Origin of the sequence: Nitrospira sp. SG-bin1 (assembly GCA_002083365.1) — a bacterium.
Lineage (GTDB): Bacteria > Nitrospirota > Nitrospiria > Nitrospirales > Nitrospiraceae > Nitrospira_D.
Genome location: LVWS01000025.1, coordinates 44,085 through 68,918, shown reverse-complemented (window position 1 = coordinate 68,918; position 24,834 = coordinate 44,085). Strand labels below are relative to the sequence as shown.

Genomic DNA, 24,834 nt, shown 5'->3' with positions numbered 1-24,834 from the left:
ACTGACCTTTGCCTAAATGATCGGTCCCCATGAAAAATACCCTACCATTCGCCTACTCTTGCCCACAAGGCGCCCATTGCCGAGCTTTTCCTCGCAGTCTATAGTCACGGAATGCGGCGGAGTCCTCTATTAGTTCTGTTGCTCGGGACCCTCATCGTTGAGGGAGGTTTCCTCTTGTCGGCGAAAGGCAGCCCCACTCCGCCGGTCATGGATTGGAAGATCATCTTTTTCATCTTTGTTCCTCTTGGACTCGCTCTTTTGATTTGGCGCCAGCTTCGATGGGCGCCGGCGGTTTGCGTCTTCTACGCCACGGTCGGGTTGGCAATGGACATCGCAACGATCGTTCAAGTCTTGGCACAGGATTCAGAGGGTGTGGCGTCCATGATGGCCAGCGGCATCAGCGGGCTTTTCTATCTTTGCTTAATCGTGTTCGGCGGACGGTCTTTTTTATATGAGGAGCAGGGACCGATGCCTCCAGAAGCCCTTCCTCCCAGTCCTCCGTCCCTTTCTTGAGCGTGATCGGCTTGACCCCCACGAATCCGGCTTCTTTCAGCCATCTCGTCGTTTCCGATGCTGAATAGGTATTCCCGCCTTCCGTGAACAACAGCATCGACACCGCAAACAAACTGGCCTCTGCAGGGTACAATCCTTCGCGATCGTGTAGAAACGCGTCTTGGATGATGAATCGGCCCCCTGGCCTCAACGCCGCTCGAGCTCGGCGGAAAATAGTTCGGTTCTGGTCCGGAGAATAAATGTGCAGCACGTTCGAGTACCAGATCACATCATACGCGCCCGGGATAGGTTCTTCTGAAAAATCGAGTGGGAGATAGGAGAGTCGTCGTCTCGCCTTATGCATGCTGGCGATTTCCTTGGACACCTCGAGCGCGGCCTCTCGATCACAGACGGTGGCGTGAAGCTGGGGATTTTTGCGAGGAATGCCATGGCGTAGGTGCCTGGCCCCCCGCCGAGATCCAACAATGTCTTGGAACGAGCTAATGAGATCTGAGCCGCGATCGCCGGAGCAAGTTCCAACGTCCTGTGATGCATGGCCCACGTAAATTGCCGACGATCGTCCGGACTGTCCGGGATATCATGGTCGATCGGCAGACCGCTCCGCACAGACTCCGGCAGCCGTAGCCAGTCCGCCCAATGACGTTCGATCAAATTCAAATAGCCGCCGCGATAGGCGGGATGGTTGGCATTCAGCGCCGTGGCGCCCAGCCGGCTATTCTTAAAACGTGATCCGTTTTTATGTAAGACCCCTGCCGCCGCGAGATTACGACAAAGGATGCCGAGTCCCCTTTCGCTGACCTTGATGTGTTTGGCCAGCCCAGGAACGGTCCACCATCGTTTTCCGATGGCCGTACAGAGATCCAGCTCCAGCGCGGCCAACAAGACCCGTGGCAATCGATAGGCTGTAACCGCGTCACGAAATTCGTCGAATGTCGCGATTCGCCGAGTCACGGCCCGCTTCCGATTTGCCTACGGCACCACCGGAGGAGATCGTCCAGTTTGGCACGATTCTGCAGGTCCGTGCCACGCGCAAACGTGACCGCCACAAACTCGTCGGTCATTTCGGTCTCTTCAACAAATCCCGACTGCAGAAGGAGCGCCCGATATTTGGCGACCGCCGGCTGAAGAAAATACTTGGCTTGTTTCGCGACTTCATCGGTGCCTAAGTCCTCCGGCGTGCCCTCCGACATTAGCGCCATTACCTCATCCATCGCCACCCCATACTGGCACAGGACTCTCCCGTCCGGCCTGACTTCCAAAAGCCAGCCATCTTCACCCAGATCCATGACGAGCGGACCGTCGGGCTCCAATTCGTAAAACTGGGGGAAAGAGCGCTTCAGATCGGCGCTGAGTTGGGTCCAGCTTGGGGAAGGTCGCTGCGTCATGCCCGTATCCCTCGACGAGACCCCCACTGATTAGAATCGGTGAGGCGAGCGCGAAGGGCTGCGAGACGCTTGGTGTTTTCTTCAAGTTTCGGCAGGCGATACTTACGATCCATGTCCACGACCTGCTCGAGAAGATCTGCGGCATCCTGCAAACGCCCCATTTCCTCATAACATTGAGCCAGCACGTATCGCGCGCCACCGACACGAAGTTCGTCCCGTAACCGTTCGGCGACCGACTGGCTGGTTTGGCAACAGGCAGCGGCCTCGTCGTAACGTTCTTGCATCACGAATGTACGGGCGATCATGCGCCATGCATCCGCCACACCGCCCAGGTTGCCCAACCGCCGCATCAGCTCCAACGACCGTTCGTAACACTCGATGGCTTCCGTAAACTGACCGGTCTCACGGGCCACCAGCCCAAGGTCGGAAAACAGGACGGCTCGGGCCGGCTCATCATGCGTTTTGATCATGAGGTCGAGGGCCTCCAGGTAATACGCTCTTGCCCGATCCCATTCACCCGCATCAGCCCGAAGATTTCCCAAGTTTGCCAGCGTCGTCCCGATGCCTTTCTCATCACCCAGAAGTTTTTGCAATTCCAAAACCTCCTGATAATGTGCCTGTGCGGCATCCCGCCGTCCGCTGACTGCGCAGATGTTGCCCAAATTACCGAGCGTGGCCACCAGGGCACGTTGATCACCGGTGAGTCGATCATACTCAAGCGCCTTGGCGTAACAGGCATAGGCTTCCGTGTAATGCCCTCGTGAGAAATGTTCGTTCCCTTGTCGGTTCAACTCTTCGGATGGGCTGTTACGTAATGTCATGGTATCGCTGACAAGATCTGTTCCACGTGCTGTTTCCCACCGACGAGGATTGAGGCGCCGTCTCCGACAAGAAGACTTTCGAATTTATACTGTAAGAGCCGACGAAGTTCCTCCTTGGCTTTCGAAATGTCCATATATTTCTCGGCAGGAAGGAGACGCACGGAACCGGGTGGTTTGCCGATCAATGCGTCTCCTACGATCAACACGCCTTGCCCCCGTTCGATAAACAATGCCGACTCACCCGGCGACTTCTGATCCTTCAGATGGATGGCCCAAATCCCACCGGGTAATAGTTCACCATCTTTGTAGGTTTTCGTCGGTTTCACATCCATCTGGGAAGCATCGGCTTCCGGAACCCAGAGCTGACACCTCAGCTCGGCCTGATACGCCGCGGCTTCTCGGACGTGATCCCGGTTCGTAAGGGTAATGTAGTCGATGGGCTCATGTCGCCGGACGATGGCCCTTGCCTCGCCGGTCATCGGAGGCGGGTCTACCAGAATCGTATGGTCACCGATGACCAAAAACAGCCCGTTGAAATCGAGCTGCTTCTCCTCGGAGAACCACGACCATTGCCAGATACCGGGTAAGATTTGTTTCATGGCAGAAACGATGGTTATCGTACAGAATTCATGTCATCACGGCGATCACAGAGCCGCAATGGCGTCCTTGACCGTCTTGGTGACTTTCGTCCGGATGCTCGCTTCGTGAGGCAAGTCGATAATGTCGTCTTCTGGCACGGTGATAAATTTTCGATTCGCCCCCTTCGTCAGCGAGATCAAAAACATGCTGTTCGAAGGTGTCACGGGAATCACGACTTGGACCGAGCCGTCGATTTCTTGCACCACTTCCAAGAACTTCTGTTTGCCCTCTTCCATTTCATCCATGACATCGTCTCCTCTCCGCGCACGGGCTCGACCCTTGTCAATGCTTGGATTCAAATGGATAGGCTACCTAGTCGGCAAGCACGGAGAAGAGCAGATGCCGTTCGCTACATCTTCTTGTTCCCGGTTGCCAACAGCTTTTCCACCTCTGCGATAATCACGTCGGCTCCCGCCAAATCCATATTGCCGACGCGTTGCCAACGGATGATTCCATGCTGATCGATCACATATACGTTGGGAATGAACTTGCCTCCGCCATACAACTTATCCGTCACCTTGCCGGGATCTAAGAGATAGGGATAGGTGACCTTGACCGGGAAGCCTGACAAAAATTCGCCGACCTCTCGCTTCGCATTGCCGGACGAATTGACCCCTACTACCGCCACGTTCTTGCCTTGTGTCGACTCATATACTTTTTGTAAGGCGCTGCCCTGTATCAGACAAGGCTCGCAAATGTGAAAGAGTCCCAACACCACCACTTTACCAGTATAGGAATCGAGCGACACGGTTTCACCGGAGAGGGCAGTGAGGGAGAATGATGGAGCCTTCTCTCCCACCTGGAATAAACCCGCTGCAGAAACCGGCGTCGTAAACAGAGTCGAGAAGACCAATAGTCCAAAAGTCAGTACAATCCGCCTCATGACGATCCTCCGTTTCCCCGCGCAATCATGCTCGCACAAACCTTCCATCATGTTGAAGCCCTCACCGCATAACTGGCATCACTGAGGCCCGAACTACAGGTGCATCCTACCATGGGAATTTTTGGAGCGGCAACCGCGGGACAGAAGGGAATTCACTCCTCGGCGGAGTCTTCGCGCTGATTGAGCATGTCTTTGAGTTGCTCTTTTGCCTCTCCGTCAAATCGGACGAACTCGAGCCCGAATCGATCTTCGTTCCTCCAACGGACGATGGCATGAGCGATCACGATCGGAGGGCGAGCACCGGGCAGCTGCACATGGAGACACAACCGCGCCGCGATCGGCAATTGAATAGGACTTTTGATCTCACAGCCAGCGATCGTGAGATTGGTCACCGTTCCATGGCCCGATCCTTCGTCGCCCGTGAATGAGGCGGGATAGTCCACGCGAACCCGCTGTCTCCCCCGGGGCTGGAGCACGTTCTGGTCGTCTTGTTCAGGAGGCGTCATGTCATTGGACGGAACGAACTCAGTGCGTCGATTCGAACAGACCGAGTTGAAGTTCTTCCGCCCGGGTGAACGGGATGGGATAGCGTTCGGTAAAACAGGCCGTACAGTATTGATCAGGTGTCCTTGGGGCGGATTTCAACATGCCGTCAAGGCTGAGATACGCCAAACTGTCGGCCGTGATGTACTTGCGGATTTCTTCCGTCGAATGATCGGAGGCGATCAGCTCTTTTTTCGTCGGCGTGTCGATTCCATAGAAACAAGGCGAGAGGATCGGCGGTGAGCTGATCCGCATGTGGACTTCCTTTGCCCCGGCTTGCCGGATCATCTTCACGATCTTCCGGCTCGTCGTGCCGCGAACCAGCGAATCATCGATGACCACGACGCGTTTGCCATCCAAGACTTCGGGGACGGCATTCAACTTGACCTTGACGCCGAAGTGACGAATCGACTGTTCCGGTTCAATGAACGTCCGCCCGACATAGTGATTGCGGATCAAGCCGGTTTCAAACCGAATTCCCGCCCCTTCGGAAAAGCCGAGCGCCGCCGGCACGCCGGAATCGGGAACGGGAATAACGACATCCGCCTGCACCCATGACTCTTGAGCCAGCTGCCGTCCCAACGCCTTCCGCGTGGCATACACGGCGTCGGCTCCGAAGATGCGGCTGTCCGGTCTCGCAAAATACACATATTCGAACACGCACATCGCCGGGCTCTTCTTGGGAAACGGATGATGACTGTCGAGCCCCTGATCGCTGATCACGATCAGCTCGCCCGGCTCCACTTCTCGAACGTACTCGGCATCGAGCAAGTCGAACGCACAAGTCTCGGACGCCACGATCCAGCTGCTTCGCAAACGCCCGATACACAGCGGTCGAAGGCCGTATGGATCACGAGCGGCGATCAGGCCGTTGTCGGTCATCAATACGACCGAGAACGCGCCCCGCACCTGGTTCAGCGCATCGACGACCCGCGCGAGAAAGGACCCCGCTCGCGAGTGCGCGATGAGGTGGATGATGACCTCGCTGTCGGAGGTGGACTGGAAAATCGCCCCGTAGGCTTCGAGCTCATGCCGAAGCATTTGAGCATTGATGAGATTGCCGTTGTGAGCCAAGGCCAAATTCCCGAGGGCGAAATTCACGGTCAGTGGCTGCACATTTTTCAGATCGTTGCCGCCGGTGGTGGAGTAGCGGTTGTGTCCGATGGCCATATGACCGGGCAGTTTCTCCAGCACAGACTTGTGAAAAATGTCCGCCACGAGGCCCATGCCTTTTTGGATGAAGAATTGTTCTCCGTCTCCCGCGACAATCCCTGATGCCTCTTGTCCACGGTGCTGCAACGCATACAATCCCAAATACGTCAGATTGGCGGCTTCTTCGTGGCCATAGACGCCGAAGACGGCGCACTCGTCATGGAACTTATCGGGCGAGACGATCGGTAATTCTTTGTTCATGATCCTTGGCCGTTACGACACTAAACTGGATTCAGCGAACGTTCCAAAGCGAAACTCCACCGATCGTGCAGCATCGCCACCGACTGATCGATCACCGGTTGCATCGATCCTTCATCTCCCATGGACACCGTCAACCGTTCCCCGGTAACGATCCCAATCACTTCGACGGGAACACCGAACCGCCTTGCGCGATCGAGAATGTCCCCTCGATGAACCGGCTTGGCAGAGATCACGATCCTCGACTGACTTTCCCCGAAGAGAATGGCATCTTTCCGAAACCGACCCTTGACCAATCTTACCACAGCCCCCAAGTTCCTTTCGGGACCGGAGATACAACTTTCCGCCAACGCGACGGCGAGACCCCCTTCGGAGCAGTCATGCGCGGACTGCAAGAGCCCGTCACCGATCATCTCGAGGACGCACTCATGAAGAGCCTTTTCGGTATTCAGGCTCAAATAAGGCGGCGATCCCTGTTCGCGTGCATGAACGACCTTGAGATATTCCGATCCCCCCAGATCCTCACGAGAGGACCCCAGCAAGATGATATCGTCACCTTCCTGTTTGAACCACTGGGTCATCGTTCGTTGGAAATTTTCAATCAATCCAACCATGCCCAACATGGGAGTCGGATAGATCGATAGCCCGTTCGTTTCGTTGTAAAAGCTGACGTTCCCGCTCACGATGGGAATGTGGAAATGCTCGCAAGCATCTTTCATCCCTTCGATCGCCATGACGAACTGCCACATGATGTCGGGGCGTTCGGGATTGCCGAAGTTGAGACAATCCGTCAACCCGATCGGTACCGCACCGGAACAGACGAGATTCCGAGCCGCCTCAGCGACGGCCAGACGAGCCCCCTCATAGGGGTGCAGCAGACAATATCGGCTGTTGCAATCCACCGTCATCGCCACGGCTTTTGTCGTCCCCTTGATCCTGACGACCGCCGCATCGGATCCGGGGCGCACCACGGTGTTCGTCCGCACCATGTGATCGTATTGTTCAAACACCCACCGCTTACTGGCGATCGTCGGCGACTCCAACAAGGTCCGCAATGCCGCATCGGCATCTTTCACGTCGGGAATGGCGTCGTAATTCAAGTTCGTCAGCATATCTTGATAAGGCGGCGGCTGGTAGGGCCGTTCATATCGTGGGCCCTCGTCCGCCAACGCCTTGGCGGGGATTTCCGCCACGACCTTCCCCTGGTCTCTGATGCGTAAGATTCCGTCAGCGGTGACTTTGCCCACCACGGCAACATCTAAATCCCACTTCCGGCAAATCTCGATGCATTCGGCTTCCTTGCCGGCTTTCGCCACCATCAACATTCGCTCTTGCGATTCAGACAGCAGGACCTCATAGGGCGTCATGCCCGGCTCTCGCCGTGGCACCACCGTCAGGTCCAACTCGATCCCGTTGCCGGCGCGCGAAGCCATTTCACAGGATGAACTCGTCAGCCCCGCAGCACCCATGTCCTGAATCCCGACGAGCAGATCCCGATCCATGAGTTCGAGACAGGCCTCCAGCAACAATTTTTCCGTGAACGGATCTCCGACTTGGACAGTCGGCCGCTTCTGTTCCGATTGATCGTCGAATGAATCGGAGGCCATCGTCGCGCCATGGATTCCATCACGGCCTGTTTTTGAACCGAAGTAGATCACCGGATTACCGACTCCTGCCGCGGTACCACGGAAGATCTTATCCTTGTGAGCCAGACCGAGGCAGAATACATTGACCAAGGGATTGAGCGAGTAGATATCGTTGAAGACGATCTCCCCACCCACGGTCGGCACCCCCATGCAATTGCCGTAACCCGCGATGCCGGATACGACTCCTTTCAAGAGATGGCGGTTCTTCGCCGATTGCAATTCTCCGAATCGAAGCGAATCGAGCAGCGCCAGGGGCCTCGCTCCCATCGTAAAGATGTCGCGTAAAATCCCGCCGACTCCCGTGGCGGCGCCCTGATACGGTTCAATGAACGAGGGATGGTTGTGCGATTCCATCTTGAAGACCACGCACAGTCCATCGCCGATATCGATCGCCCCCGCGTTTTCTCCAGGCCCTTGCACGACACGAGGGCCGGCCGTCGGCAGCTTTTTCAAATGCACCCGAGAACTCTTGTAGGAGCAGTGCTCCGACCACATCACGGAAAACATGCCGAGTTCTGTCAGATTGGGCTCGCGCCCCAGGATGGCGATGATCTTTTGGTATTCATCGCCCGTGAGATTGTGCAGAGCGATGAGGTCGTTGGTGATTGGTGGCATGCCGGCCTGCATCATGCCCTAGTGGTCACAGCGAGAAAGATTTCCACGGGGCATTTTGACCTACTGATTGCTCAGCTCCAGGATATGCATGCCACAGTTGCCAGCATTGCGCAACGTGACCGGCGAGGCACTGGATTCGCGCCTCGCCAGCCCGTCGGTCCGAGGACTAAGATCCCGAGCTTTTTCTACCGTACTTCTACTTTAACGGATGATTCAGCGGCTAATGTTTCATGATCCTTGTTCGCCGCCACGACCTTAATCTCATGGGTCCCGGGCGACATCCCCTTGACAGTCCCCTTCCACCCCTTTTGATATTCTCCATCCACGAAACAATGGGCATGCGTCGCCTGGCTCCCCTTCGTGAGCTCGTAGACCACTTCGACGTCGCTCCCGACTTTGGCGCCCGCTGCCGGACTCTTTATGGCGATCTTGCTGCCATCATCCGTCGCGGCCCAACCATTGACACCAGCACCCAAGGCCAACAGACCTACGATCGCCAACACTGCACCTACACGTCCCATCGCGACCCTCCTCATTTATTATTATGAAAAAAAAGTAACGCTGATACACATAACCGACGCAATACTTTACCGCGACGACTTTCCATCTTCAATCCTCTGGAGAGCGATATCGGCCACATCACCGTTGGAGCGCTCACCGCACTCTCGCCGGATCCCTTCGCTCCAAGTACTCGATCATGGATTGAAAGATGACCCGTCCGTCTTCATTGCCCAGTATCGCGTCGGCGCATCGTTCAGGATGCGGCATCATCCCCAACACATTACCTTCGGCATTTCGGATACCTGCAATATTGTCGAGCGAACCGTTCGGACAGGCCTCCGGCGTCACCTTCCCCTCAGCCGTGCAATAACGAAAGATCACTTGGGCGTTTGCCTGAAGGCCGGCCAACGTGACCGGATCGGTGTAGTAATTCCCGTCCGCGTGTGCGATGGGAATTTTGAGCACTTGGCCGGACCTGCAAGAATTCGTAAACGGGGTCGCCGCGTTCTCCACTTTGATGTAGGTTTCTCGGCAGATAAAGTGTACCGACTGATTCCGCAGCATGGCTCCGGGCAATAGACCCGCTTCCAGGAGAATCTGGAATCCATTGCAGATTCCGAGTACCAGCCCTCCCTCGGCTGCGAACTGCTTGACGGCTTGCATGACCGGAGAAAACCGGGCGATCGCTCCGGTTCGAAGATAATCGCCGTATGAAAATCCGCCCGGCAGGATCACCGCATCCAAACCGGCGACTGACGTCTCCTTATGCCACACCAGCGTCACGTCCTGTCCAAGCACGTCACGAAAAATGTACTGACAATCGTGATCGCAATTACTGCCGGGAAAAACCAGGACGCCGATGTTCATGGATTGTAAAAAAAGCCCAGTTTGACGTTACGGCCGAGCAATGGGTCTGGAACCTCGACTCAGCCTCAACCTTGCAATTCGTACCGATATTCCTCAACAATCGTATTCGCCAGGAGTTTTTCACACATGGCTTTGACCTCAGCCTCGGCCTTGATCTTATCCTGCTCCTGTAGTTCAAGCTCCATGTATTTCCCGACGCGCACATTCGCCGCATTCTTAAACCCCAACGTATCCAGCGCGTGCTCGATCGCTTTGCCCTGTGGATCCAAAATGCCCGGCTTCAGCGTCACGTGAATTTTGGCTTTCACGACTTCCTCTCCCGATTTTCTTCAGCTTCGTTCAACCGATCCACATATTTCTTGATCCAGAGGATCGCCGCGACCGTCAGTCCACCACACAACACCAAGGCGACGAACGCCCACCGCCAGGGCGATTCGTTCAATCGGTAGGCCATGATGCCCACGATGGCCGCCCAGATGACCACCGACGCAATCAAGCCGTAATTCAAATACGCCTTCAGCATGTACGTTCTCTTTTATGTGCTTTGGCGACAAGTTGAAATGACAGTTCAATTCACCCGCAGGATCGGCGGTCCGTCACCGATGGTCTTCCTCGGCGCGAATCATTGCGTCGGACCGATCGAGTCAATAGGATTGAGCGCGCAAGGTCTCTTCTACCCACACACCCGTCTTAATACCTCCTGATACGCCTCTTCGATCTTCCCCATGTCTTTCCTGAATCGATCCTTATCCATCGATTCACCGGTCGTCACATCCCAAAACCGGCAAGTGTCCGGGGAAATTTCATCGGCCAGAATCAGTTTGTTATGAAACACGCCGAATTCCAACTTGAGATCGACAAGCTGCATCTTTCGCTCAGTGAAGAACGGCTTGAGGGTCTTGTTCACGGCGTGGCCGAGTTCACGCAGTTCACGCAACACGCCCGGTGTCGCCACGTTCATCAGCCGTAAATGATCGTCATTGACCAGCGGATCTCCCAGCGAGTCGTTCTTATAATAAAATTCCACGACCGCCGGGTCGATCCGGTTTCCCTCTTTGAGTCCGAGCCTCTTGGCCAAACTCCCCGCGACGACGTTTCGCACCACGACCTCGACTGGCACGATTCTGACTCTCTTCGCAAGCATTTCCCTGTCGGTCAGTCGGTCGACGAAGTGGGTCCGTATTCCGTTTTGCTCCAACAGCCGAAACAGCCGCTCGGAAACCTTGTTATTGATGACGCCTTTCCCGACGATGGTGCCGCGTTTTTGTGCATTGAATGCCGTCGCATCGTCCTTGAAATACTGCACGACCTGGTCGGGATTGTCCGTGGAATAGATCTTCTTCGCTTTGCCTTCGTACAGAAGTTCGCCCGTCGCCATGATGGACCTCGGTGGTTCAGCTCATTGCACCAAGAGTTCTACAACCTCGTCCAACGATTTCATCGTCCCAAGGATCGTTGGATTTCCGAATCGCCGCGTATAGTGGAATTCCTGCACCGTTTCGAGCGACAGCACCAGGCTGTGAAAGTCCTCCAGCTTGGAGGTTTCAAAATACGTGATGAAGTCCTGATCGTCCAGTCCGGTGGAGTGATAAAGCTTGCGTTTGACGGTCTTCAAGTAAGGCAGCGTGGCGGCGGTATGTTCCTGCATCATCGCGGCGCGTTTCTCTTGATCCAGTCCCCACCACTCGGCCGATTTCCGGACCGGGATTACGATGGCGTAGGGCTTCTGACCGGGTTCGCTGTGGGTCTTTAACTCCGTCTTCATGTGATCCGGGAATCCCGGAACATAATTCGGTTTCTTGGTCAGTCCGTGCATGATCCGGACCGTTTTGAGATATCTCCCGAACTGGCTGCTCCTTAAATCCAGGAGAAACTCCTGGACCTCGCGCAAATCCGTCGCATGAATCCGGAACATGAGATCGGCTTGATCGTAGAGGCCTCGCAGCACATACAGATCGATGGCGACATGTTCTCGATGCTGTTCCACCACACCTTTGAGTGAAGTCAGGCGGACGATCCGTGCGGCCGGCTCTTGCTTCGCCCACTCTTCATGGAGCGCAAAGACGGCAAACGTGCCGTAAACTCCCGGTTCAGTGAGAAGCGTTTCCCGATCCGCCGCCGCCTGTACGTTCGATAACCCAAGACCGATCATCAAGCCGATGCCCATCAGCCCCGTGAGGAATGATCGTCTCATGCTCTCACTCCCTTCCCCTTCCCTCGGACACCGGCTGAACGTTGTCTGTCCTGTCTGAACACCCGGCGATAAATCCGATCGAGGTGTCGTAAATAGTATTTGGGGTCGAAGCAGGCTGCAATCTCGCTTTTTTTCAGATGTTGAGAGATAAAAGGATCTTTGCCGGCTAATTCTTGCAGCGCGCCTCCTCCTCTCCAGGAAGCCATGGCATTGCGTTGTACCGCTTCGTAGGACTCTTTTCGCTGCGCCCCTTTCTCGATCAAGGCCAACAGCAGCCGCTGGGAATACACGAGCCCCCCGGTCAATTCGAGGTTTCGCCTCATCCGATCAGGATAGACGACCAAACGCTCAATGAGATCCGTCACCTTGGCGAGCATATAGTCGATTAAAATCGTGCTGTCCGGCATGATCACCCGCTCGACCGACGAATGGCTGATGTCGCGTTCATGCCACAGGGCGACATTTTCCATCGCCGCCACGCTGTTGGCCCGCACGAGCCGCGCCAAGCCGCAGAGATTCTCCGACACGATCGGGTTCCGTTTATGAGGCATCGCCGAGGATCCCTTTTGACCTTCGGAAAAATACTCCTCCGCTTCGAGCACCTCGGTGCGCTGAAGGTGACGGATCTCCGTGGCAATTTTTTCGATGCTGGCCGCAAGCAACGCAAGGGCGGTCGCATATGACGCATGCCGGTCCCGTTGGACGACTTGATTCGAGACGGGATCCGCCTTCAAGCCCAGCTTGGCACATACATATTCCTCGATGTCGGGTCCCTGATGCGCGAACGTCCCCATGGCCCCGGAGAGTTTGCCGACCGCAATCTCGCTTCTCACCTGCCGTAACCGTTCGTGATGGCGACGAACTTCTTCATACCACAGGGCCATTTTCAGTCCAAACGAGATGGGCTCTCCATGGATACCGTGCGACCGGCCCACCATCACATGGTCCTTGTAACGGAATGACTGCCGTTTTAAGGTCGCCAAAAAACCTTCGACTCCTTCCAGGATCAGATCGAGAGCTTCGGTCATCTGAACGGCAAGGGAGGTATCCACGATATCCGACGAGGTGAGGCCCATGTGGAGAAACCGATGTTCCGGTCCTACCGTGTCCATGAGCGATTCGAGAAAGGCGATCACATCATGCTTGGTGATCTTTTCGATTTCGGCGATTCGGTCGACGTTGATCCTAGCCTTCTTCCGAATTTTATCCGCGGTCCCACGCGGCGCCTGTTTAGCCCGCTCGAAGGCCGCACAGGCCTGCAGTTCCACCTCGAGCCAGATTTCATACTTGTGCTTCAGTTCCCAGACGGCCTTCATCCGGGGACGTGTGTACCGTTCAATCACGATCCGCTTTCCTCCAGGTCCCCCGTTCCGGATCCGCCCGCTTCGCAGCCAGCCGGGACTCGGTCGCCAAGGCCTTGTCCAGCACCGCGTTCACGAACTTTGAGGCATCGTCGTCGCCGAAACGCTTCGCGAGTTCGATGGCTTCGTCCATCGTGACCTTCGCCGGCACGTCGTCCTCCCACAACAACTCATACAATCCGGCCCGCAAAATGTTGCGGTCAACGATCGGCATGCGGCTCACCGTCCAATTCGTCGCGTACCTGCCGATGGTGGCATCCAGCTCCTTCTTGTGCTCAAGCACCCCCCGCACCAACCGTTCCGCGAACGCTTTGGCCTCATCGGACGCCGAGTATTCACGCCAAAACTCATCGAGACGCACGTCGGCCTTCCCATGGATGTCCTGCTGAAACAAGATTTGCAAGGCCCGCTCACGTGCCTGATGACGAACTCCCATACACTAGTTCGCTGACCGCCGCACGACCGACCGGGATCCGGCCGATGGCCCCGCATCCAGTCCCAGGGTCTTCACGTGTCTCATCACCCTCACCATTTCGATCGCAGACTTCGCCGCCTCCCCGCCACGGTTGAATGTCTTCCTGTCCGCACGTTCCACTGCCTGCGCAACCGTGTCAGTGGTCAATACGCCGAAAATGATCGGAACATCGGTGTCTAAGGCCGCTTGACCGATGCCCCGGCTGACTTCGGCGCTGATATACTCGAAATGCGGGGTGCCGCCACGAATCACCGCTCCCAAGCAAATCACCGCATCAACCCGATACGACTTGGCCATGGCGCGCGCGATAAGCGGGATTTCAAACGCTCCCGGGACTCGCACGACATGAAGATCCTCTTTCCGGACACCATGGGCCGTCAGCGTATCCGTGCAGGCACTCAGCAATTTACTCGTGACCTCTTGATTGAACTTCGCCGCGACGATGCCGAACCGAAGTCCCGCCGCGGACCGCCCCGTTTTTTTATACCTCATCGTTCATTACCGTTTTGTCCTACGCTTTACAGCGAGCACGCGAGCCGACGCGCGCGTCAGACTTTCTTGAGAAGGTGGCCGAGCTTCGCCTTCTTTGTTTGAAGATACCGGACATTCGCAGCGCGGGGCGGGACCTCGATGGGAACCCGTTCAACGACTCGGAGACCGTATCCTTCGATCCCGACGATCTTCCGCGGATTGTTCGTAATCAGCTTGATCTGATGCAGGCCAAGATTCGCGAGAATTTGAGCTCCCACCCCATAATCACGGAGATCGGCCTTGAATCCGAGTTGCAGATTGGCTTCAACCGTATCACTCCCCTGATCCTGCAGACCATAGGCTTTGATCTTGTTCAATAACCCGATTCCTCGGCCTTCTTGATTCAGGTACAGAAGAACGCCTCGGCCTTCCTTCTGGATGATCTCCATCGCGGAGTGCAGTTGATCCCGGCAATCGCAACGCAACGATCCCAGCGCGTCGGCCGTCAGACATCCGGAGTGCACCCGGACAAGCGTCGGGGTCCCACCGTCTACGCGTCCCTTGACCAAGGCAATATGCGTCACGCCGTCGATCTGATTCTCGAAGGCCACCGCCTCAAATTCACCGAAGGTCGTGGGTAATCGCGCGCTCGCCATCCGTTTGACGAAGGTCTCCCGCTTCATGCGGTATTCGATCAAGGCCTTCACGGTCACCATCTTCAACTTATGGGTCTTGGCAAATTTCGTCAGCTCCGGCACGCGAGCCATGGTCCCGTCCGGGTTCATGATTTCGCAGATGACACCCGCAGGACGTAGCCCCGCCAACCGGGCGAGATCGACCGATCCCTCTGTTTGTCCCGCGCGTTTGAGCACTCCGCCGGTCTGCGCTTTGAGAGGGAAGACGTGACCGGGTCGGGCGAGATCACTGGGTTTACATTTTGGATCAATCGCCACATGGATCGTCGTCGCCCGATCCGCGGCCGAGATCCCCGTCGTAATGTCCTTTCGTGCGTCGATCGAGACGGTAAAAGCGGTGCCGAACGTCGCGGTATTCTCGGAAGCCTGCTGGGGCAACTGCAGTTCTTCCACCCGCTCCGGCGTCAGGGCTAAGCAAATCAGTCCGCGCGCATGTTTGGCCATGAAGTTGATGGCCTGCGGAGTGACCTTCTCCGCGGCAATGACAAGGTCCCCTTCGTTTTCCCGATCCTCGTCGTCGACCAGAATAATGAACTTCCCCTTCTTAATGTCCCGGATGGCGTCTTCAATGTGGTTGAATGGCGTGGGCATAAGGCCACCAATCTAGCATTTCAGACTGAATCTTGAACATGTTTTTTTGAAGGATGATCGAATAGCGGGGAATGCTCAAGGGGAAAGCTCGACCGGCGAAGCCCTGTCGGTCCGCAATGCGACCATTACCGTACCCCATGCACACACCGTGGACCCGGCGAACACCCAGAGTCCAAGCTCGTAGCCGCCTGAGAACCCCTTGATCATGCCGAGGAGTATCGGCAACAGAAATCCGCCGATGGCACCCGAAGCCCCGACCACACCGGAAGCCAATCCGATGTCCTTGGGAAACCATTCCGCCACCAACTGGAACACGACGCCGTTCCCGAACCCCATCGCCGCCGTTGCCACCACCATCATCGCCACGGCCATCGTGCCCGAAGGGCCGACCACCGCCACCACCGCTCCCGCGATGACAGGCAGAACATAATAGAGCGCCCGCAGCCCCCCTTGCCGATCCGCCACATAACCGCCGACCGGACGGATCATGCTCCCTATGAGTCCACACAGAGCCACTACCGTCCCTGCCTGAATCGCATCGACACGATAGACATCGTGCAGCAGCAGCGGGAGCACGCTGCACAAGCCCACGAAACCGCCGAACGTAATCGCGTAGAGGAAACAGAGCCAATAGGCTGAACGCCGGTGAATCAACCGCGCTGCATCGTGCCACCACGCCCTCACATGAGATTCAGGAACCAAGGTTGTTCGAGGGACCGCCAGCACGAATACCACCAGGGTCGCCGCAACAACCCCGGCCATGATGCCGCAGACTTGATGCCACTCCATCACGGCAGTCCAACGCGGCGCCAAGAAGAGAATGAGCACGGTGCCGACATTCCCCGATGCGGCGATGCCGAGCACGAATCCCTGCGCCGACGAGGGATAGGCCCGGCTCGCAATCGGGAGGGCGACCGCAAAACTCGCCCCTGCCACGCCGAGGCAGATCGAAAAGGCCAGCGCTTCTCCATACCCGGTTACGCCGAGCCAGCCCCAGAACAACACCAGAAGCTCCGCCAAGAGAATCGCCACTGCCGTGGACCGCGCACCGAACCAATCGGCACTCCATCCGGCCACCATCCGTAACACCGCCCCGCCGAGTAACGGCAAGGATACGAGCCAAGCGATCTCAGCATCGCTCAGCTGCAGAGCCGCCATGAGCGGAATGCTCATCGCCCCAATCAGCAGCCAGACCATGAAACTGACCGTCAGGTGCAGCCACGCCCCCGCCAATGACGGCCAATGTCCGCTTTTCAACATGTGCCAGATCCCAGACACGTCCGGCCTCCGGATTGAACTGCCACTATAGGGTAGCCACTTTTCTGGGTGCAAGGGAAGCGCTCATCGAACGCAGACTCAGAGGGATTCCTTTGCACGGATACAGAGATAGACTTTCACCAAAGGCGACGGGCCTTGCGTGAGACAACTTGAGACAACTTTTGTGCTGTTCAGTCATTCTGTTATAGTCACGCTCTTATCATGAATGGTCGTGACCGTTCACAGGAAGAGTCCGGCGGCACCCTGGAGCCGGAAATCCTCGAACCAACGGATGGCGAGGCTGTCGAGGCCGCGGCGCCGATGGTGTTGGATATTCCCGCCTCCGACGGACAGCCGCGAGCCGACACGACGGCCGTGGTGCCGGTCACGGCGCTGCAACAGTACCTGGCCGAAGTTCGTCGCCATCCCTACCTGACGAAAGAAGAAGAGCTTCTGCTCTTCCAGGAGTATCGTGCCAACGGCAGCCGGGAAGCGGCGGTGAAGCTCATCATGGCCAATCTGCGTGTGTCGGTCTCGATCGCAGCCGAGTACCTGCATACCGGCGCCGACCACATGGATCTGATTCAAGAAGGAAATGTCGGCTTGATGCAAGCCATCAAGAAATTCGACCCCTCCAAAAACGTGCGTTTTTATGCCTATGCCGCCTGGTGGGCTCGCGCCTATATCCTCCGGTATCTTCTCCATACCTTTCGACTCGTCAAAGTCGGGACGACTCAGGACCAGCGCAAACTGTTCTATAACCTCAAGAAGGAAAAGGCCAAGCTTGAACGGGACGGTTTTTCGCCGGACACGAAGCTGCTGGCGGATCGTCTGAATGTGCGTGAGCGTGACGTGATCGACATGGATCAGCGTCTCGGCAACTGGGAGCTCTCGCTCGACCAGCCGATCGGTGAAAACCAGGACGGCACACTGCTCGATATCCTGCCGTCGCACCAGGAGCCGGCCGACGAACAACTTGCCGACCATCAGCTCATGACTCTCTTTCGGGAGAAGCTCGCCGAGTTCATCAAGACGCTGGAAGAACGAGACGAGGATATTCTGAGGAATCGCATTCTGTCCGACCATCCCCTGACTCTCGATGATCTGGGCAGTAAATATGGCATTACAAAGGAACGGACTCGGCAATTGGAAGCCCGCATCATCAAACGCCTCCGTGACTACCTCAAAAAAGACATCAAAGATTTTGACCGTTTGAGGGCCTGACATCCCGGTCAATCCGCCCCCGCTTGGAAAAATACTCCTGGAATATTGATTTCCCAATAGGTTAGGATATATGAAGCTCTGCCGCGGCGGGCGTGGTCGGGGTTCTAAAAAATCCCTTGTCCCCCCTCTTGACTTAGGCGAACGAAGGCCTATCTCCACCCTGAGTCGCAGGCTGCCTGGATCACACGAGTTCAGCGCCCAACTTTACAACCGTCAACACCTAACGAGTTCACTTTCATCAGGAGGAGGTTCTGCTATGGGTACAGCCGAGAAGGAAAAGAAGAACGTGGCCAAGGGGTTTCAACCCTTGGGTGAGCGAGTGTTTGTCACCTACACCGAGGAATTGGAACGGACCGCCGGCGGAATCTATGTGCCGGACTCGGCAAAGGAAAAGCCTCAACGGGGAGTGGTCCAAGCGGTCGGCAAGAAAGTGGAGAACGTCAAGGTCGGCGATCATGTCCTGTTCGACAAATATTCCGGCAGCAAGCTGCGGATCGATGACGAAGAGTGCTTGATTCTCAAGGAAGAAGATATCCTCGGCATCTTTACGGCGTAAGAAGACACGCGGGTATTCCAGTCAGCAAGTTCAAAAATAAGACAATAAGACCATAACGGAGGAAAGACATGGCAAAGCAACTTTTGTACGGCGATACGGCACGAGCCTCCATCCTGAAAGGGGTGAACCAGCTCGCAGATGCCGTGAAGGCGACCCTTGGTCCAAAGGGCCGGAACGCGATTCTGGATAAGAAATTCGGTGCACCGACCATCACCAAGGACGGCGTCACCGTTGCCAAGGAAGTAGAACTCAAGAACCCGTACGAAAACATGGGCGCGCAGCTGGTGCGCGAGGTGGCCAGCAAGACCAGCGATACCGCCGGGGACGGCACCACCACCGCCACCGTGTTGGCCCAAGCCATCTTCCGGGAAGGCGCAAAGAACATCACCGCCGGTGCCAACCCCATGGAGATCAAACGAGGGATCGACAAGGCCGTCGAAGCCGTTACGGCCGAACTTAAGAAACTCAGCAAGCCCTGTCAAAGCAAGACCGAAATCTCGCAGGTCGGAACCATTTCGGCCAACAACGACAAGACCATCGGTGATTTGATCGCCGAAGCCATGGAAAAGGTGGGGAAGGACGGCGTCATCACGGTGGAAGAAGCCAAGTCGATGACCACGTCGCTGGACGTCGTCGAGGGCATGCAATTCGATCGCGGCTACATTTCCCCCTACTTCGTCACCAACGCCGAGCGAATGGAATGTTCCGTGGAGGAACCGCTCATCCTCATCAATGAAAAGAAAATCAGCAGCATGAAGGACCTGCTCCCCTTGCTCGAGCAGGTGGCCAAGATGGGCAAACCGCTCGTCATCCTCGCCGAAGAAGTCGAAGGGGAAGCGCTGGCCACCCTCGTGGTCAACAAGTTGCGCGGGACCTTGAATGTGGCGGCGGTGAAGGCCCCTGGCTTCGGCGATCGCCGCAAAGCCATGCTGGAAGATATCGCCATCCTCACCGGCGGCCAGGTCATTTCCGAAGACATCGGCATCAAGCTCGAGAACGTCAAGCTCACCGACCTCGGCCGCGCCAAGCGCGTCACCATCGATAAGGACAACACGACGATCGTGGAAGGCTACGGCGATTCCAAGAAGATCGAAGGCCGCGTGAAGCAGATCAAGGCCCAGATCGAAGAAACCACGTCCGACTACGATCGGGAAAAGCTGCAAGAGAGGCTGGCGAAGATCGTAGGTGGCGTCGCGGTCATCAATGTCGGCGCGGCAACCGAGACCGAGATGAAGGAGAAGAAAGCTCGTGTCGAGGACGCACTGCATGCTACGAAAGCGGCGGTGGAAGAGGGCATCGTTCCCGGCGGAGGCGTCGCCTATCTGCGTTGTCTGAAGGCGCTCGATGGGCTTAAAGATGTCCCGGCGGAGCAAAAAGTCGGACTCGACATCGTCCGGCGCGCGCTTGAAGAGCCGATCCGACAGATCGCGGCGAATGCCGGGGCGGAAGCCTCGGTCATCGTCGGCAAGGTTCGGGAAGAGAAGAACGTCAACGGCGGGTACAACGCCGCCACCGACGAGTATGTCGACATGATCAAGTCCGGCATCATCGACCCGACCAAGGTCTCGCGCACGGCCCTGCAGAACGCCGCCAGCGTAGCGGGCTTGATGCTCACGACCGAGGTCATGATCACCGAACTCCCAGAGGAGAAGAAAGAGCCGGCTATGCCGGGCGGCGGACACAGCCACGGCATGGAGGGGATGTACTAAACCGAAGAGCTGACGGCCTATAGCCGATAGCTCGATAAAAAACATGAGGGCTCGGCGGGAAACCGCCGGGCCCTTCGTGTTTCGGTCCCTGCCTCGACTAAAGCTTGGAACCCAGCGCCCTGAGCGTTGCGTTAAAAATAGGTGAGGTCGTTGGCTCGACAAAAAGCGACCGGAAGGTCCGGTGAACGATCTCGGTATGGCGTTGATGGTCCGCTTGGAACAATTCGGCCGCCTTCTTTCGATCGTCCACGCCATACCCCATCCGAATCGCACACCGCACCAATTCTTCCTCTTCAGCCGGCAGCGAATGAGTTTGAAGGTCATGGACCATCTGCAACTTATGTTCGACATCGCGCAGGAACAGATACGCGGCGATCAGGGCATCGCGGTCTTCGGTCGAGAGCAGTTTTTTCCTAGCCAGCCGATTCAGCGAACCGAGCGTGCCCCGGTCCAATAGCGCGGGCACCTTTCGTCCGGCCAGGACTTGAACGGTCTGCACGAAAAACTCGATCTCTCGAATCCCCCCGGTGCCCAACTTCACGTTACGTTGCGCGTGGCCACGGCTCGTCATTTTGGCATCGATCATGTCTTTCACCGCGCGCACGTCTTGCACGATCGCCGACGCCACCTCGCGATTCATTTTGGCTCCTGCTCCCAATACAAACGGCTTGACCCGCTTGAGGAACGCTTGTCCGATTTCCTGGGAGCCTGCGATCGGAGAGGCCTTCAGCAGAGCCAGTCGCTCCCAGACCTGTCCCCGTGCTGCATAGTATTTTTGATATTCCTCCAGTGATCGCGCCAACTGACCGACGGATCCCTCCGCCCGTAACCGTAAATCAACGCGAAAGATGTGGCCTTCTCTTGTGGGCTCGATCAAGACCCTGGTCAATTCACGGGCGAGAATCTCAAAATATTCTTCATTCGAAATACCGACACCGGGTGGAACGGCGAGATGCCCGCCTCTTGGTATTCTCGTTTCTCCTCCATGCGACTCATAGATGTAGATCAGATCGACGTCGGAACTGTAATTCAGTTCGTGGCCGCCGAGCTTGCCCATCCCGATGACCGTGAATCTCGTCTCAACCCATCGTCCTTGTCGGTTGTGATGCATCGGCACGCCATATTGCCGTTTGAGATCGGCATCCACAATCTCATAGGCGGCATGAATCAGCAGACAGGCCAAGTCCGACAACAAGCCGGTGGTCTCCGGTACTGTGGCGACCCGCAGAAGATCTCGCACACCGATGCGGAGCATTTCCCGCCGCCGAAAACGACGCAGGGCATCCAACTTCAATTCTTTGGAGCTCAGATGCCCGATACCCTTGCGAAGTGCGCTTTCCATCCCTTTCCGCGTCGGCGGCCGTGAGAGGACCTCCTCTTCCGCCAACCAATACACCAACGTGGGATCTCGGATCAGCGTAAAGGCCAGAGCATCGCTGTTGCCGAAGATCACACAGAGGAGGTCCAGCATGCGCGGCCACGTGCCCAAGTAGTCGAGAAAGAAGGTACGGGACACGCTCCCCAACATGCGCTCCCAATGGTTCAACGCCTGATCCGGATCGGCCGTGCGTGAAATCGATTCCATCAACATCGGCAAGATGTCCGCCAGCCGCCGTCGTTGGATGGGATCGCCGGCCATCGCGTCGAGGTTGCGGTCCGCCTGATCGGGATCACGCAGGCCATAGGCGGACAGAATGGCCCGCACTTCCTCGACATTCCGCTTGGCAGCGAGCAGAATGGGTCGAGGATCCGGCTTAGAAGTCCTCGTCTGAGTTGGAGGTTGAGACCGCGACGATCCAGGCGATGTCGATGAACGACTCATGGCGCGGCATTATACTGAGAGGCTCCTCTACGCACAATGAACGCATTCGGGTATACTGAAGTCCATGCCGATAGGCTCTCCTGATCGCACCCCGCTCCTCGAGACGGTTCGTCCGCTCTGTCCTGACGTGGCGCCCGAGGTTCTTCAAGATTTCTTCATCCGCATGGATCAGGAGTATTTTCAGCGGTTCGGATCGGCGACGATCGCCGAACACGTCCGCATGTCGGCTCAGCTGACGCTGGAACACCTGTGCGAGATTGCGTTTGCCGAACAGCCGGACAAGCGGTTTGTCGTCACGATCGTGGCGTACGACTACTTCTCTGAATTCGCCATGATTTGCGGGCTACTGTCGGCCTTCGGATTGAACATCGAGGAAGGCGATATTTATACCTTTGCCGAAAAAGCCGCTGCATCATCCTCTCGCACGGGTTGGACCGGGTACGGACCCCGTGTCCGTGCAAGGAGCAGCCCGGGCTTGAGCAAAAAAAAGATCGTGGATGTGTTCCGTGTCCTCCCGGTACCAGGCGCCGGATTGGGGGCGGAACAACAGCACCAGCTTGCCGATACGCTTTGCTCGGTGATCACGCTGCTGGACAGGGGACAATTCGAGGAGGCCCGCTTCGTGGTGAATCGACGCCTGGTCGAGCAGCTCGGCAAGCGCCGTGGGTCCTTCAGCGGGCTCCTCCATCCGGTGCAGATCACGTTCGACAACAGCCAATCACCCACCGATACGGTCATGGACATCCGCTCGGACGATACTCCGGCCTTCTTATATGCCTTCGCCAATGCCCTGGCGATGCGCAACGTGTATATTTCCAAAGCGCAGTTCGATGTCGAAAACGGGAAGATTCACGATCGTTTTTACGTCCGCAACCGACACGGCCAGAAACTCACCGACGCGACCGACCAGCAGCAATTGCGCCTGACCGCGGTGCTGATTAAGCAATTCACGCACGCCCTCACTTGGGCCCCCGACCCGACCAAAGCCCTGGAGGCCTTTGACCAATTCCTTGATCTAACGGTGCAACAGACGAAAGGAAAAGCCCAGCAGGAAGCCCTGGCCTTTCTGAGCGACAAGAAGACCTTCCCTCTGCTCGCCCGGCTGCTTGGCGCCAGCGATTTTCTCTGGGAGGACTTTCTCCGTCGCCAACACAGCAACCTCCTGCCGCTTCTGCAAGACTACCGGGACGCACCCCTGATTGCTCCAAGGGCAACGCTTCGCAAGGAACTTGATCGCCTGGCACGTCGGGCCTCGACCGACGAGGCTCGAAAGGCGGCGCTCAACAGCTTTAAGGATCGAGAGTTGTTCCGCATCGACATGAAACATATCGTCGAGCCGGACACGGCCCTGCCGGATTTCTCCGCCGCCCTGACCCAACTGGCGGAAGTCATCCTCGATCGGAGCTTGAAAGATTGCCAAGCCAAGTTGAACAAAGTCCATGGCCCACCGCGCTTGGCGAACAAGAAGCCTTGCCCCTTCACCATTCTCGGCTTAGGCAAATTCGGCGGCAAGGAGCTCGGCTACGCTTCAGATATTGAAGTGATGTTCGTCTATGGCGACGCAGGTCACACCGGTGGCAAGCAACCGATCGCGAACAGCGAATACTTTGAGCGGCTGGGTGCGGAACTTTTGCAGTGGATCGAAGCGAAACAAGAGGGCATCTTTCATCTGGACGTCCGCCTTCGACCCCACGGGGGGAAAGGCTCGCTGACGAATCCGTTCGACGAAATCAAAAATTACTATCGCGATGAAGGCCTTGCCGCTCCGTTCGAGCGTCAGTCGCTGATCAAATTGCGACACGTGGCGGGTGACGCATCCTTGGGTAAGCGGGTCGAAGCCCATCGGGATGGTTATGTCTACAGCGGCAAGCCTTGGGATCTTCGTGTCGCCCTCGACTTACGCCGGCAACAGTTGAAACAACTTGTGGAGCGAGGCACGATCAATCTCAAACATAGCGCCGGAGGGATTGTCGATATCGAATATGCGGTCCAGTACCTCCAAATCATGCATGGCCATCGCCTCCCCGTCTTGCGCACCTCCAACACCATGCAGGCGCTGGCCGGCCTTGTTGATTGCGACATTGTGACGAGGCAAGACGGCGAGACGCTGCGCAAAGCCTATTTCTTCATCCGGATGCTCATCGACGGGCTCCGCATGGTTCGCGGCAACGCCAAAGATCGTGTCCTCCCGCCGGTCGATTCCGACGAATTCATCTTCCTCGCCCGCCGCGTGGGCTATACCACGGATGACTGGCAAGCAGGGGCACGGCATCTTCAGACGGATATCACGCAGCACATGAAACTCACCAGAGAGTTCTTCGAGCGGACATTCGGACATCTGTAAACTCGAAGCGACCCGCCTTGACTACAGGTTAGAGGAAGGCTTTCTTGCACTCATCAGATTAGTGCTTCCTGCACTGTGTCTTCACCAATGCCCCAATAGGCTGATCTCGCGCCGTCCTTCCTTAAGGCGCTCCACGTTCACTCACTCAGAGTCTTCGTCTACACTTCCAATGAACCAGTCTACATTCAGACGGCCATGGGCATCGGCGGCATCATTTCCGACTAAACCGGATAACCATGACCTTACTCGATCACCCGTAACCCTAAGCGTAGACTTTCGTTTCCTTCGAGCACTCCATAGCAGAGCAACACC

Annotated in this window: 26 protein-coding genes; 5 read left to right on the top strand and 21 right to left on the bottom strand. The window is 56.7% G+C overall.

Annotated elements, in window-relative coordinates:
* Positions 1-138: 138 nt before the first annotated feature.
* Positions 139-513, top strand: coding sequence for a hypothetical protein (locus A4E19_18550; GenBank protein ID OQW34458.1), 375 nt, complete (start codon positions 139-141; stop codon positions 511-513).
* A gap of 264 nt (positions 514-777) precedes the next feature.
* Here A4E19_18550 and A4E19_18545 read toward each other — a convergent pair whose 3' ends face one another.
* From A4E19_18545 to A4E19_18450, 20 genes are all read right to left on the bottom strand, one after another.
* Positions 778-1,464: a hypothetical protein gene (locus A4E19_18545; GenBank protein OQW34457.1), complete on the bottom strand. Its 687-nt coding sequence runs from the start codon at positions 1,462-1,464 to the stop codon at positions 778-780.
* Complete coding sequence (locus A4E19_18540) at positions 1,461-1,898, bottom strand: hypothetical protein (GenBank protein OQW34456.1); 438 nt, start codon at positions 1,896-1,898, stop codon at positions 1,461-1,463. Before A4E19_18540 ends, A4E19_18545 begins: the two co-directional genes overlap by 4 nt.
* On the bottom strand, positions 1,895-2,719 hold the full coding sequence (locus tag A4E19_18535; GenBank protein OQW34455.1) for a hypothetical protein: 825 nt from the start codon (positions 2,717-2,719) through the stop codon (positions 1,895-1,897). The genes A4E19_18540 and A4E19_18535 overlap by 4 nt, the downstream gene beginning before the upstream one ends.
* Entirely contained in the window at positions 2,716-3,318 is a 603-nt protein-coding gene (locus tag A4E19_18530; GenBank protein ID OQW34454.1) for a hypothetical protein, read from the bottom strand. The genes A4E19_18535 and A4E19_18530 overlap by 4 nt, the downstream gene beginning before the upstream one ends.
* A gap of 45 nt (positions 3,319-3,363) precedes the next feature.
* Positions 3,364-3,603, bottom strand: a complete 240-nt coding sequence (locus A4E19_18525) for a hypothetical protein (protein ID OQW34453.1) — start codon at positions 3,601-3,603, stop codon at positions 3,364-3,366.
* Positions 3,604-3,707: 104 nt separating this feature from the next.
* Positions 3,708-4,241 (bottom strand): redoxin, encoded by a 534-nt coding sequence (locus tag A4E19_18520; GenBank protein OQW34483.1) that lies wholly within the window; start codon positions 4,239-4,241, stop codon positions 3,708-3,710.
* Positions 4,242-4,393: 152 nt separating this feature from the next.
* On the bottom strand, positions 4,394-4,747 hold the full coding sequence (locus tag A4E19_18515; protein ID OQW34452.1) for a hypothetical protein: 354 nt from the start codon (positions 4,745-4,747) through the stop codon (positions 4,394-4,396).
* Positions 4,748-4,766: 19 nt separating this feature from the next.
* On the bottom strand, positions 4,767-6,197 hold the full coding sequence (locus A4E19_18510; GenBank protein OQW34451.1) for an amidophosphoribosyltransferase: 1,431 nt from the start codon (positions 6,195-6,197) through the stop codon (positions 4,767-4,769).
* Positions 6,198-6,217: 20 nt separating this feature from the next.
* The gene (locus A4E19_18505; protein ID OQW34482.1) at positions 6,218-8,467 is read right to left on the bottom strand and encodes a phosphoribosylformylglycinamidine synthase II; all 2,250 of its coding nucleotides are present in this window, start codon (positions 8,465-8,467) and stop codon (positions 6,218-6,220) included.
* 173 nt (positions 8,468-8,640) lie between these two features.
* Entirely contained in the window at positions 8,641-8,976 is a 336-nt protein-coding gene (locus A4E19_18500; protein ID OQW34450.1) for a hypothetical protein, read from the bottom strand.
* Positions 8,977-9,109: 133 nt separating this feature from the next.
* Positions 9,110-9,823: a phosphoribosylformylglycinamidine synthase I gene (locus tag A4E19_18495; GenBank protein OQW34449.1), complete on the bottom strand. Its 714-nt coding sequence runs from the start codon at positions 9,821-9,823 to the stop codon at positions 9,110-9,112.
* Between the two features lie 65 nt (positions 9,824-9,888).
* Entirely contained in the window at positions 9,889-10,131 is a 243-nt protein-coding gene (locus tag A4E19_18490) for a phosphoribosylformylglycinamidine synthase (protein OQW34448.1), read from the bottom strand.
* A complete protein-coding gene (locus tag A4E19_18485; protein ID OQW34447.1) occupies positions 10,128-10,346 on the bottom strand; it encodes a hypothetical protein in 219 nt (72 codons plus the stop codon). Before A4E19_18485 ends, A4E19_18490 begins: the two co-directional genes overlap by 4 nt.
* Before the next feature lie 150 nt (positions 10,347-10,496).
* Positions 10,497-11,201: a phosphoribosylaminoimidazolesuccinocarboxamide synthase gene (locus A4E19_18480; GenBank protein ID OQW34446.1), complete on the bottom strand. Its 705-nt coding sequence runs from the start codon at positions 11,199-11,201 to the stop codon at positions 10,497-10,499.
* A gap of 21 nt (positions 11,202-11,222) precedes the next feature.
* On the bottom strand, positions 11,223-12,017 hold the full coding sequence (locus A4E19_18475) for a hypothetical protein (protein OQW34445.1): 795 nt from the start codon (positions 12,015-12,017) through the stop codon (positions 11,223-11,225).
* Positions 12,014-13,360 carry an adenylosuccinate lyase gene (locus tag A4E19_18470; GenBank protein OQW34444.1) on the bottom strand — a complete coding sequence of 449 codons (1,347 nt, stop codon included), beginning with the start codon at positions 13,358-13,360 and terminating at the stop codon, positions 12,014-12,016. Before A4E19_18470 ends, A4E19_18475 begins: the two co-directional genes overlap by 4 nt.
* Complete coding sequence (locus A4E19_18465; protein ID OQW34443.1) at positions 13,353-13,814, bottom strand: hypothetical protein; 462 nt, start codon at positions 13,812-13,814, stop codon at positions 13,353-13,355. Before A4E19_18465 ends, A4E19_18470 begins: the two co-directional genes overlap by 8 nt.
* Before the next feature lie 3 nt (positions 13,815-13,817).
* On the bottom strand, positions 13,818-14,345 hold the full coding sequence (ribH, locus tag A4E19_18460; GenBank protein OQW34442.1) for a 6,7-dimethyl-8-ribityllumazine synthase: 528 nt from the start codon (positions 14,343-14,345) through the stop codon (positions 13,818-13,820).
* A 56-nt stretch (positions 14,346-14,401) separates the two neighbouring features.
* Positions 14,402-15,610, bottom strand: a complete 1,209-nt coding sequence (locus A4E19_18455; protein OQW34441.1) for a bifunctional 3,4-dihydroxy-2-butanone 4-phosphate synthase/GTP cyclohydrolase II — start codon at positions 15,608-15,610, stop codon at positions 14,402-14,404.
* A gap of 75 nt (positions 15,611-15,685) precedes the next feature.
* Entirely contained in the window at positions 15,686-16,870 is a 1,185-nt protein-coding gene (locus tag A4E19_18450; GenBank protein ID OQW34440.1) for a hypothetical protein, read from the bottom strand.
* Between the two features lie 402 nt (positions 16,871-17,272).
* Here A4E19_18450 and A4E19_18445 point away from each other — a divergent pair, with 402 nt between their 5' ends.
* The 3 genes from A4E19_18445 (at position 17,273) to groEL (ending at position 20,356) form a co-directional block, all read left to right on the top strand.
* A complete protein-coding gene (locus A4E19_18445; GenBank protein OQW34481.1) occupies positions 17,273-18,091 on the top strand; it encodes an RNA polymerase subunit sigma-70 in 819 nt (272 codons plus the stop codon).
* Positions 18,092-18,347: 256 nt separating this feature from the next.
* Positions 18,348-18,647, top strand: a complete 300-nt coding sequence (locus tag A4E19_18440; GenBank protein ID OQW34439.1) for a co-chaperone GroES — start codon at positions 18,348-18,350, stop codon at positions 18,645-18,647.
* A 68-nt stretch (positions 18,648-18,715) separates the two neighbouring features.
* Positions 18,716-20,356, top strand: a complete 1,641-nt coding sequence (gene groEL / locus A4E19_18435; protein ID OQW34438.1) for a molecular chaperone GroEL — start codon at positions 18,716-18,718, stop codon at positions 20,354-20,356.
* A 97-nt stretch (positions 20,357-20,453) separates the two neighbouring features.
* On the opposite strand, the gene A4E19_18430 is transcribed toward groEL, so the two are convergent.
* Positions 20,454-22,178: a hypothetical protein gene (locus A4E19_18430; GenBank protein ID OQW34437.1), complete on the bottom strand. Its 1,725-nt coding sequence runs from the start codon at positions 22,176-22,178 to the stop codon at positions 20,454-20,456.
* A 64-nt stretch (positions 22,179-22,242) separates the two neighbouring features.
* On the opposite strand from A4E19_18430, the gene A4E19_18425 reads away from it, so the two are divergent.
* Positions 22,243-24,522, top strand: coding sequence for a hypothetical protein (locus A4E19_18425; protein OQW34436.1), 2,280 nt, complete (start codon positions 22,243-22,245; stop codon positions 24,520-24,522).
* Positions 24,523-24,834: the final 312 nt, after the last annotated feature.

Coding starts and splice junctions, on each gene's coding strand:
- A4E19_18430 (OQW34437.1), bottom strand. CDS start 22,178: ATGAGTCGTTCATCGACATCGCCTGGATCGTCGCGGTCTCAACCTCCA.
- A4E19_18485 (OQW34447.1), bottom strand. CDS start 10,346: ATGCTGAAGGCGTATTTGAATTACGGCTTGATTGCGTCGGTGGTCATC.
- A4E19_18520 (OQW34483.1), bottom strand. CDS start 4,241: ATGAGGCGGATTGTACTGACTTTTGGACTATTGGTCTTCTCGACTCTG.
- A4E19_18510 (OQW34451.1), bottom strand. CDS start 6,197: ATGAACAAAGAATTACCGATCGTCTCGCCCGATAAGTTCCATGACGAG.
- A4E19_18525 (OQW34453.1), bottom strand. CDS start 3,603: ATGGATGAAATGGAAGAGGGCAAACAGAAGTTCTTGGAAGTGGTGCAA.
- A4E19_18425 (OQW34436.1), top strand. CDS start 22,243: ATGCCGATAGGCTCTCCTGATCGCACCCCGCTCCTCGAGACGGTTCGT.
- A4E19_18535 (OQW34455.1), bottom strand. CDS start 2,719: ATGACATTACGTAACAGCCCATCCGAAGAGTTGAACCGACAAGGGAAC.
- A4E19_18515 (OQW34452.1), bottom strand. CDS start 4,747: ATGACGCCTCCTGAACAAGACGACCAGAACGTGCTCCAGCCCCGGGGG.
- ribH (OQW34442.1), bottom strand. CDS start 14,345: ATGAGGTATAAAAAAACGGGGCGGTCCGCGGCGGGACTTCGGTTCGGC.
- A4E19_18465 (OQW34443.1), bottom strand. CDS start 13,814: ATGGGAGTTCGTCATCAGGCACGTGAGCGGGCCTTGCAAATCTTGTTT.
- A4E19_18495 (OQW34449.1), bottom strand. CDS start 9,823: ATGAACATCGGCGTCCTGGTTTTTCCCGGCAGTAATTGCGATCACGAT.
- A4E19_18505 (OQW34482.1), bottom strand. CDS start 8,467: ATGCAGGCCGGCATGCCACCAATCACCAACGACCTCATCGCTCTGCAC.
- A4E19_18500 (OQW34450.1), bottom strand. CDS start 8,976: ATGGGACGTGTAGGTGCAGTGTTGGCGATCGTAGGTCTGTTGGCCTTG.
- A4E19_18440 (OQW34439.1), top strand. CDS start 18,348: ATGGGTACAGCCGAGAAGGAAAAGAAGAACGTGGCCAAGGGGTTTCAA.
- A4E19_18530 (OQW34454.1), bottom strand. CDS start 3,318: ATGAAACAAATCTTACCCGGTATCTGGCAATGGTCGTGGTTCTCCGAG.
- A4E19_18475 (OQW34445.1), bottom strand. CDS start 12,017: ATGAGACGATCATTCCTCACGGGGCTGATGGGCATCGGCTTGATGATC.
- A4E19_18480 (OQW34446.1), bottom strand. CDS start 11,201: ATGGCGACGGGCGAACTTCTGTACGAAGGCAAAGCGAAGAAGATCTAT.
- A4E19_18450 (OQW34440.1), bottom strand. CDS start 16,870: ATGTTGAAAAGCGGACATTGGCCGTCATTGGCGGGGGCGTGGCTGCAC.
- groEL (OQW34438.1), top strand. CDS start 18,716: ATGGCAAAGCAACTTTTGTACGGCGATACGGCACGAGCCTCCATCCTG.
- A4E19_18540 (OQW34456.1), bottom strand. CDS start 1,898: ATGACGCAGCGACCTTCCCCAAGCTGGACCCAACTCAGCGCCGATCTG.
- A4E19_18455 (OQW34441.1), bottom strand. CDS start 15,610: ATGCCCACGCCATTCAACCACATTGAAGACGCCATCCGGGACATTAAG.